We start from the raw sequence: 8,811 nt of genomic DNA, 5'->3' as shown, positions 1-8,811 counted from the left end.
CGGCCGGGCGGACGGCTGCGGCCGCAAAGGGCGGGCGCAGCAGCGCAAGCACGCGCGCCAAGGCGGCGTCCTCCGGCGCGGGCACGCGCGGGGCAGCGGCGCGCAAGGCGTCGACGACGCGCAAGGCAGCCGCCAAGACCACGGCAGCGGGTGGGCGCAAGACCGCCGGGGCTGTTGGATCCCGCAAGCGCGCCGGATCCAAGGCGGCGCGCGGCAAAACGGCGGCGACCAGCCGCACGAAGTCCGCGTCCAGCACGCGGGCCAAGTCGGCGACGACCTCGACCCGCGGCAGCCGGAACACCACGAAAGGGAGCACCAGCCGCACCAAGAAGGCCACGGCGCGTTCGAATGGCGCGAAGACCGCTTCGGCGCGCAGCACCAAGGCATCGACCACGCGGCGCGGAACCACGGGCGGCAAGGCAGCGCGATCCGGTGCGGGCAGCCGCGGCGGATCGACCCGCGGCGGCGGCGCGGGCCGCGGCCGCATGCACTAGACCGGTATCGTCCTGGGCACGCTCAGGGCGATTCCGGTCTGCATCCCGTGGCCCGGCGACTCATGGTTTGCGTCATGCCCAGCTTCGGTGGGCACACCCGGACGGCTCGCGGGTCAGGCGGCGCTGACGGATGGCGGGGCGGGCCCAATGTCCGCCTCGCCGCCGGCCAAAGGGTCGGACGCGGCGGACGGCGGGCCGCAGGCCCTCCCCTCTCGCCAAGGGACGTCCATCAGGCAAGACTGAGCCCATGCGAACGGCTCTTGTCCTCGGCGCGGGAATCATGGGGCTCTCTGCCGGCTGGGCGCTGGCGCGTGCGGGCTTCGCCGTCCGCCTGCTGGAGCAGGACGACGTCCCCAATCCGCGCGGCTCCTCGGTGGACGACCACAGGCTGATCCGTCACGCCTATGGCGCCCATACCGGCTACATGCGGATGGTGGACCCGGCGTACGGCGCCTGGGACCTGCTGTTCCGCGAAGCCGGCGAGCGCCACTATGTGCAGACGGGAGTCCTAGCCCTTGCGGGATCGACCGGCAGCTGGCTGCCGGCAAGCCGCGCGGCACTGCTGGCGGACGGATACGCTGTCGAGAGCCTGGCGGCCGACGACGTCGCGGTGGCCTACGACTTCCTGCGGTCAGACGGCATCGCGGATGCCTTCCGCATCGCGTCGGGTGGCGTCCTGCTGGCCCGGAAGATCGTGGACACGCTTGCGCGCCTGCTCCGGCACCGAGGTGTCCCGATCGAGCGTGGCCGCGCCGTATCCGTGGACGCCGCCCGCGCACTTGTCGCCCTGGACGATGGCACCACGAGGTCGGCCGACCTGCTCGTCGTTGCCGCCGGTCCCTGGGGGCCGCGCCTTCTGCCAGGGATTGCGGGACGGGTCAGGCCGACGCGGCAGGTGGTCGTGCGGCTCGCCCCGCCGCCGGACCGTGCCGAAGCCTGGGCGTGCGCTCCCATGCTGTTGGACTTGGCAGAGAATGGCGGCTTCTACGCCGTGCCGCCGGTCGCCGGCACGCCGCTGAAGATCGGTGATCATCGCTTCGCGGCGACCGCGGACCCGGACGGCCCACGCAGCGTCACGCCCGCCGAATCGGACGCGATCCTTGACCTGGCGCGCCATCGGATCCGTGATCTGGAGCGCTATCGCGTGGTATCGGCCTCGGCCTGCTGGTATGACGTGGAGCCGCTCGAGCGCTTCATCCTGGAGCCGATCAGCGACCGAAGCTGGGTGATGTCCGGCTTCTCCGGCCACGGCTTCAAGTTCGGTCCGCTGCTCGGCCTCGCGCTTGCGCGCAGCCTGAGCGATCCATCGATTGCCGCTGCGCTGCCGGGATGGGCGGCCGGCGAGGCGGCACCACCTGCGGGGCTGCTGGACGAGATCACACAGGACCAGATGGCATGACACTCCCGACGGCTGCCGACGACCTCATCCTCGGGCTCACGCGCGTGGTCGATCTGCCCGGGCTCACGGCGGCGGCCGGCGCCCCACTCGGCGGCGACGACATCGAGGCGCTGCTGCGCGAAGCGGACCGCTTCTGCACGGAGGTGCTCGCGCCGGGATGGCAGCAGGCTGACCGCGAGGGCGCGGCGTACGCCAATGGCAGGGTCACGGTGCCAGCGCATTACCACGAGGTGATGCGTGCCTGGATTGACAGCGGATGGCAGGGGGTGGCGGCGCCGGAGCAGCATGGCGGTCAGGGCCTGCCGCACGCGATCTGGACCGCGTTGGTCGAACTCGCCTCCGCGGCTGACATGGCATTCTTCCTCGGCCCGATCCTGACAGCCGGTGCAATCGACCTCCTGGCCGGCTTCGCCTCCCCCGACCAGCAGGCGCGATGGCTGCCGAAGCTCGTCTCCGGCGCGTGGCCGGGCACGATGAACCTCACGGAGCCGCAGGCCGGGTCCGACCTGGGCGCCATCCGCACGCGTGCCGAACCGCTGGGCGATGGGCGCTACGCGCTGCATGGTCAGAAGATCTACATCACCTGGGGCGAGCATGAGACCACGGAGAATATCCTCCACCTGGTTCTGGCCCGACTACCGGACGCGCCGCCGGGCTCGCGCGGGATCTCGCTGTTCGCTGCCCCCCGCATTCTGCCGGACGGACGGCGCAACGCGCTGCGCTGCGGGGGACTCGAGAAGAAGATGGGGATCCACGCCTCGCCGACCTGCGTGATGCTGTTCGAGGGGGCCGAGGCGGAAATGGTCGGCGAACCGAACCGCGGCCTGCAGGCCATGTTCGCCATGATGAACGCGGCGCGGCTGGCGGTCGGGGTCCAGGGCGTCGGGCAAGGGGCACGCGCACTCAAGCTTGCAGAGGACTACGCGGCGCAGCGGGTGCAGGGCGGACGCACCATCGCGCAGCACCCGGACGTGGCCCGGATGCTGATGGAAATGCGGGCGGTCACCCTGGCGGGCCGCCTGTTGGCGCTGGAGGCCGCCGCCGCGCTCGACCGCCATCACATGCTGGGCGATGCGGCGGCCGCGGAGCGCCTCGCGCTGCTGATCCCCGTCGTGAAGGCGTGGTGCAGCGATCGCGGGGTGGACGTCGCCTCGCTCGGCATCCAGGTGCATGGCGGCATGGGGTTCGTCGAGGATACCGGCGCCGCCCAGGTCCTGCGGGATGCCCGGATCGCCCCCATTTACGAGGGCACCAACGGGATCCAGGCGATCGACCTGGTGGTGCGCAAGGTCGCCAAGGACGGCGGGGTCGCCATGCGCGCGCTGCTTGCCGATCTGGCAGGGGAGCCGCGCCTGGCTGCCGCCGCTGCACAGCTGGGCGCCGCAACCGACACGATGATCGCGCTGCAAGCCCGCGATCCGGACGCCGCTCAATCGCTGGCGGTCGCTTACCTGGAGGCCTGCGGCTGGACATTGGGTGGCTGGATGCTCACCCGCGCAGCAGCCGCAGACCCGGATCGCGAGTCTCTGGCCGCGTTCTACCTGACACGGTTGCTGCCGCGCGCCGCAGCGCGCTGCCTGGAGATCGAACAGGCGGCCGGCACCTCCCCTTCCGCAACGCGGCCGGCTGCGGCATGAACGTGGGATCGTGCCCCTTGCGCCTTGCGGCGCCGGGGGCATCTGGCTGCGGGTCCCCATGAACACCGTTCTCGCCTCACCTGCCCTCCACCGCCCGCGCACGAAGGTTGCGATCATCGGAGCCGGCCCCGGCGGCCTTGCCGCCGCGATGCTGCTGGCCGAGTCCGGGGCCCGCGTCACGATCTTCGAGAAGGACGCCGTGATCGGCGGCCGAACCCGTACGCTCACATCGCCGGAAGGCTACAGCTTCGATCTCGGGCCGACCTTCTTCCTGTACCCGCGCATCCTGAAGGAAATCTTCCAGCGCTGCGGCGCGGAGCTGGAGGCGGAGGTGGATCTCCGGCGCCTCGATCCGCAGTATCGCCTGGTGTTCGAGAGCGGTGGCGGCGCAACGCAGCTGGACTGCTCGTCCGACCTCGACCGGATGCAGGCGGAGCTCGCGAAGTTCGCCCCCGGGGATGCCAAGGGGCTGCGCCCGTTCATGGCGGAGAACCGGGCCAAGCTCGATGTGTTCCGCCCGGTCCTTGAGCGCGCCTTCGAAGGGCCGCTCGACATGGTCAAGTGGGACATGATTCGTGCGCTGCCGCTGCTGCGCCCGTGGTCCACCGTGGATCGCGACCTGGCCCGCCACTTCCGCGACCCGCGCGTACGTCTCGCCTTCTCGTTTCAGACCAAGTACCTCGGGATGAGCCCGTTCCGCTGCCCGTCCCTTTTCACCATCCTGTCCTACCTGGAATACGATCACGGCATCTTCCACCCGATCGGCGGCTGTGGCGCCGTCTCGCACGCCATGGCGCGCGTGGCGGAGCGTTTGGGCGTGGAGATCCGCTTGTCCTCCGCTGTGGACCGTATCGCCTTCGAGGGACGGCGCGCGCGCGGCGTGGATTGCGGTGGCACACGGCACGACGCCGATGCGGTGGTCTTGAACGCTGATTTCGCGCATGCCGCGCCGCGGCTCATCCCCGACGAGTTGCGGCGCGACTGGTCGGACGAGAAGATCCGTAAGGCCCGGTATTCCTGCTCCACCTTCATGCTGTATCTCGGGCTGGACCGGCCATGCCCCGAACTCGCGCACCACACGGTGCTGCTCAGCGAGGGTTACCGCGAGAACATCGCGGAGATCGAAGGGGGCACCATCCCGGAAGTACCCTCGATGTACGTGCAGCATGCCGGTGCGACCGATCCGACGATGGCCCCCGCGGGACATACGGCGCTCTACGTATTGGTGCCCGTGCCGAACCTGCTGAAGCAGCCCGACTGGCCTGCACAGACGGCCCGCTACCGGGAGGTCGCGCTGGACCGCCTCAAGGCGCTGGGCCTGCCCGATCTGCGGCCGCACATCCGATACGAGCGCGTCGTCGCCCCGCAGCATTGGGAGAGCGACTATGCCGTGGGCTTCGGCGCAACCTTCAACCTCTCGCACGAACTCCCGCAGATGCTCTATTTCCGCCCGGGCAACCGGTTCCGGGATGTCGAGGGGGTCTATCTGGTCGGCGGCGGAACCCATCCCGGCAGCGGGCTGCCGGTGATCTACGAGGGCGCGCGGATCACGACAGGTCTGATGGCGAAAGACCTCGGCCTGACAGGCGCGCCGAGCCGTCCGGCCGCCGCCGGCGATCTGTCGGCGGCCACCCCGGCGGCGGCCTACAGCCCGGACCGCTGAGACAATCTCCGCGGCCTCGGCCGGTGGCGAGACGAGCCGTTGTGCTATTCATGATTGGGTCCCGGACAGGGGAGTGGAACTGATGGCCGAGCGGGTTGTGGTGGTCGGCGGTGGCCTGGGTGGCTTGGCAGCGGCAGCGGTGGCTGCGGCACGCGGCCACAAGGTGACGCTGCTCGACAAGAACCCGTGGCTGGGCGGCAAGGCGGCGGTGCTGCATCTGGATGCCCCGGATGGCTCCGGCCGCTTCCGCTTCGACATGGGGCCGACGATCCTGACCGTGCCGCGCGTGCTGCGGCGGATCTTCGCGGAGGCCGGCCGGGACCAGGCGCAGGACCTGCCACTGATCCGGCTGGACCCGCAATGGCGATGCTTCTTCGACGACGGGACGCGGATCGACCTGATGGAGAATGTCGACCGCATGGCGGCCGAGATGGATCGCTTCGTACCCGGCAAGGGCATGGGCGAGGGCTATCGGCGGCTCCAGGCCGAGGCCGAGAACCTGCACGGCGTCTCGGAGCGCTTCTTCTTCTGGCGCTCCGTCGAAGGCATGTCGGACACGCTGAACTTCAAGGCGAACCTCAACCCCGACACGCTGAAGGACGTGCTGAGCCTGAAGATGGGCCGCACAGTGGCGAAGGTGATCCGCGGCCACGTGCCCGACGCCCGCCTGGCCCAGATGCTCGATCATTACTGCCAGTATGTCGGGTCCTCGCCCTACCTGGCGCCGGCGGTCCTGACCTCGATCGCCGACATGCAGGCGACGGAGGGCGTCTGGTATCCGGTCGGCGGCACGCGAGCGGTGGCGGAGGCACTGGCCAAGCTCGCCGCCGACCTCGGCGCCGATCTCCGGCCCGGCGTCGAGGTGACGGGCTTCGACATCCAGGATGGCGCCGTGAAGGGCGTCATTGCCGGGAGCGAGCGGATCGCCTGCGATGCCGTCATCTCCAACATGGATGCGATCCGCACCTATCGCGAGCTGGTCGGCGGCGAACCGGCGCGGAAATACGACCGCAAGGGCTTCGAGCCCGCCTGCAGCGGCGTCGTGCTCTATCTCGGGCTGAAGAAGCGCTACGACCACCTGGCGCATCACTGCTTCGTCTTCTCCCGCGACGCGGAGGAGGAGTTCGACGCCATCTACAAGAAGGGCGAGCCCGCACCCGATCCCACCGCCTATCTCGCCGCCACGTCCTGCAGCGACGACACCTCCGCCCCTCCGGGCGGCGAAGCGCTCTATGTCCTGGTGCACACGCCACACCTGCGTCCGCACCACGACTGGTCGAAGATGTTCGCGCCCTATCGCCAGAAGATCCTCGACAAGCTGAAGCGCACCGGCGGCATGGAGGACATCGAGGAGCGGATCGTGGTGGAGAGCCAACTGACCCCGGTGGACATCCACAACCGCTACAAGGTGCTGGATGGCGCGATATACGGTCTTGCCAGCCACGGCACCTTCATGGGCGCCTTCAAGCCGGGCAACCGCAGCAAGGTGGTGAAGGGTCTCTATCTCTGCGGCGGCGCCGCACATCCCGGACCGGGCATGCCGATGGTGATGATGTCCGGCTGGATCGCCGCAGACTCGATGGATCAGGATGCCGGCGGCCGTGGCATGAGCGAGCGCGCGCGGCAGGCCGGGCGGCGGGACGCGGAACTCGCCGCGGCGGCGGAGTAGCCATGCCGTGAACGCCATCGCGCCGAAGGAGACCAGGCCACCGACGGAAGACCCCGTCGGCCGCTTCGATCCGCGGCGCATGGCGTTCTTCCACTTCATCTTCTCGCGCTTCTTCCGCAAGCACATGCGCGCCGTGCGGATCGCGCGCTGGGGCATGCCGCGGGACTACGGCGATCGCCCGCTCGTCGTCTTCGCCAACCATCCGGGTTGGTGGGACGGCGTCGCCTTCATGCTGCTGTCGCAGGCGCTGTTCCGGTCGCGCCGCATGTATATCCCGATGGATAAGGCGGCGCTGGATCGCTATCCCTTCATGCGCAGGCTCGGCGTCTTCGGCGTCGAGACCGGCACGCCGCGCGGCGCCATCGCCTTCCTGCGCCTGGCGAAGGAGGTGCTTTCCGACCCCGGGCGCATGCTCTGGATGAACGCGCCCGGCCGCTTTTCCGATGTGCGGGAGCGTCCGGTGCCGATCGCGCCGGGGATGACGCGCTTGCCGGAGTTCGCCCCCGATGCGGTCTTCCTCCCGCTCGCCCTCGACTACCCGTTCTGGACCGAGCGCAAGGCAGAGATGCTGTGCGCCTTCGGCGAGCCGATCGAGGGCACGCACTTGGCAGCCCTCGACCGCGAAGCGCGCGCCGACGCCTTTTCGGCGGCGCTCGGCGCCACAATGGACCGGCTTGCCACGGACGCGATCTCGCGCGACCCGGCGCGTTTCGAGACGCTGCTGCGTGGCCGCGAGGGCATGGGCGGCATCTTTCAGCTCTGGCGTCGCGTGACCGCGACGTTTCGTGGCGAGCGCTACGATCCACGTCACGACCCCCGGCAGGAGGCCGGTTGATGGACCTAGACTTCACCTGGGCGTGGATCGCGCTGCTGCTGGCGACCTTCCCGGCGACAATGGCTGTCGCCAACCTTTTCTTCGTGCGTCCACCGCGCGGCACACCCGCAGGCGGCACGCTGGTGTCGATCCTGGTGCCGGCGCGGAACGAGGAAGCCCACATCGCCACCTGCCTCGAACATGCGCTGGCCGCGCGCGGGGTGGAGGTTGAGGTCGTGGTGATGGACGACGGCTCCACCGACCGCACGGCCGAGATCGTCCGCGGCTTCGCCACGCGCGACCCGCGCGTGAGGCTCGAGACGGCCCCCGCCCTGCCCCCTGGCTGGACCGGCAAGGTCCATGCCTGCGCGCGGCTGGCAGAGGCCGCGCGCGGAACCCACCTGCTGTTCATCGATGCGGATGTGCGGCTGGAGCCCGACGCGGCGGCCACCATGGCAGGTCATGCGGCGCGCACCGGGGCAGCCATGATCACCGGCGTGCCGCGGCAGGAGATCGGGTCGTTCGGCGAGGCAGTGACCGTGCCGATGATCAACTTCCTGCTGTTCTGCTACCTGCCTGGCGGCGGGCGCGCCTTCACCCGGCGTCCCGACATGGCCGCGGCCTGCGGGCAACTCATGATGGTCGAGCGCAAGGCCTACGAAGCCGCGGGCGGTCATGCGGCGATCCGCGGCGTCCTGCACGATGCGCTGCAGCTCTCGCGCAGAATGCGGGCGTCCGGCTTCGGCACCGAAGTGGTGGAGGGCGCATCCCTCGCCACATGCCGCATGTATGCAGGCTTCGCGCAGAGCTGGGCCGGCTTCATCAAGAATGCCCGGGAGGGCATGGCCACGCCGGTCGGTCTGCCGATCTGGACCGTGATGCTGGCCGGCGCCTTCCTCTGGCCCATCGCCCTGCTGCCGGAAGCCTGGGCCTTCCTCGCCCTCGCCCTCGGTCTTGCACTGCGCGCGGCGGTCACGCTGCGGGTGCGTGAGCCGTGGTGGACCATTCCCCTGCACCCCGCCGCCGTCGCGGTGGCGCTGGCGATCCAGTGGACGGCGCTGGTGCGCGGCCTGCTCGGCAAGCCGGCCGGCTGGAAGGGCCGCGCCTACCAGCCCGATGGAACGGCCTGAGATCC

General features: G+C 70.2%; 7 protein-coding genes. 6 read left to right on the top strand and 1 reads right to left on the bottom strand.

Features of this window, described 5'->3' with window-relative positions:
- On the bottom strand, nucleotides 1-418 hold a 418-nt coding region (locus OZN99_RS03380), incomplete at its 3' end, for a hypothetical protein (protein WP_270933759.1).
- 323 nt (nucleotides 419-741) lie between these two features.
- On the opposite strand from OZN99_RS03380, the gene OZN99_RS03375 reads away from it, so the two are divergent.
- The 6 genes from OZN99_RS03375 to OZN99_RS03350 all read left to right on the top strand — a co-directional run bounded on the left by OZN99_RS03375 (nucleotide 742) and on the right by OZN99_RS03350 (nucleotide 8,806).
- Entirely contained in the window at nucleotides 742-1,893 is a 1,152-nt protein-coding gene (locus tag OZN99_RS03375; RefSeq protein ID WP_270933758.1) for an FAD-dependent oxidoreductase, read from the top strand.
- A complete protein-coding gene (locus tag OZN99_RS03370) occupies nucleotides 1,890-3,530 on the top strand; it encodes an acyl-CoA dehydrogenase (RefSeq protein ID WP_270933757.1) in 1,641 nt (546 codons plus the stop codon). Before OZN99_RS03375 ends, OZN99_RS03370 begins: the two co-directional genes overlap by 4 nt.
- A gap of 58 nt (nucleotides 3,531-3,588) precedes the next feature.
- Complete coding sequence (locus tag OZN99_RS03365) at nucleotides 3,589-5,193, top strand: phytoene desaturase family protein (RefSeq protein WP_270933756.1); 1,605 nt, start codon at nucleotides 3,589-3,591, stop codon at nucleotides 5,191-5,193.
- Nucleotides 5,194-5,275: 82 nt separating this feature from the next.
- Nucleotides 5,276-6,862 (top strand): phytoene desaturase family protein, encoded by a 1,587-nt coding sequence (locus OZN99_RS03360; protein WP_270933755.1) that lies wholly within the window; start codon nucleotides 5,276-5,278, stop codon nucleotides 6,860-6,862.
- A gap of 7 nt (nucleotides 6,863-6,869) precedes the next feature.
- A complete protein-coding gene (locus OZN99_RS03355) occupies nucleotides 6,870-7,697 on the top strand; it encodes a lysophospholipid acyltransferase family protein (RefSeq protein WP_270933754.1) in 828 nt (275 codons plus the stop codon).
- Nucleotides 7,697-8,806 carry a glycosyltransferase gene (locus OZN99_RS03350; protein WP_270933753.1) on the top strand — a complete coding sequence of 370 codons (1,110 nt, stop codon included), beginning with the start codon at nucleotides 7,697-7,699 and terminating at the stop codon, nucleotides 8,804-8,806. The genes OZN99_RS03355 and OZN99_RS03350 overlap by 1 nt, the downstream gene beginning before the upstream one ends.
- Nucleotides 8,807-8,811 lie beyond the last annotated feature (5 nt).

It is taken from the genome of Falsiroseomonas oryzae, assembly GCF_027856955.1.
Classification (GTDB): domain Bacteria; phylum Pseudomonadota; class Alphaproteobacteria; order Acetobacterales; family Acetobacteraceae; genus Falsiroseomonas; species Falsiroseomonas oryzae.
Note: the sequence above shows the minus strand (reverse complement) of the source record. Positions and strands in the feature narration are given on the sequence as shown.

Coding starts and splice junctions, on each gene's coding strand:
- OZN99_RS03370 (WP_270933757.1), top strand. CDS start 1,890: ATGACACTCCCGACGGCTGCCGACGACCTCATCCTCGGGCTCACGCGC.
- OZN99_RS03350 (WP_270933753.1), top strand. CDS start 7,697: ATGGACCTAGACTTCACCTGGGCGTGGATCGCGCTGCTGCTGGCGACC.
- OZN99_RS03375 (WP_270933758.1), top strand. CDS start 742: ATGCGAACGGCTCTTGTCCTCGGCGCGGGAATCATGGGGCTCTCTGCC.
- OZN99_RS03365 (WP_270933756.1), top strand. CDS start 3,589: ATGAACACCGTTCTCGCCTCACCTGCCCTCCACCGCCCGCGCACGAAG.
- OZN99_RS03360 (WP_270933755.1), top strand. CDS start 5,276: ATGGCCGAGCGGGTTGTGGTGGTCGGCGGTGGCCTGGGTGGCTTGGCA.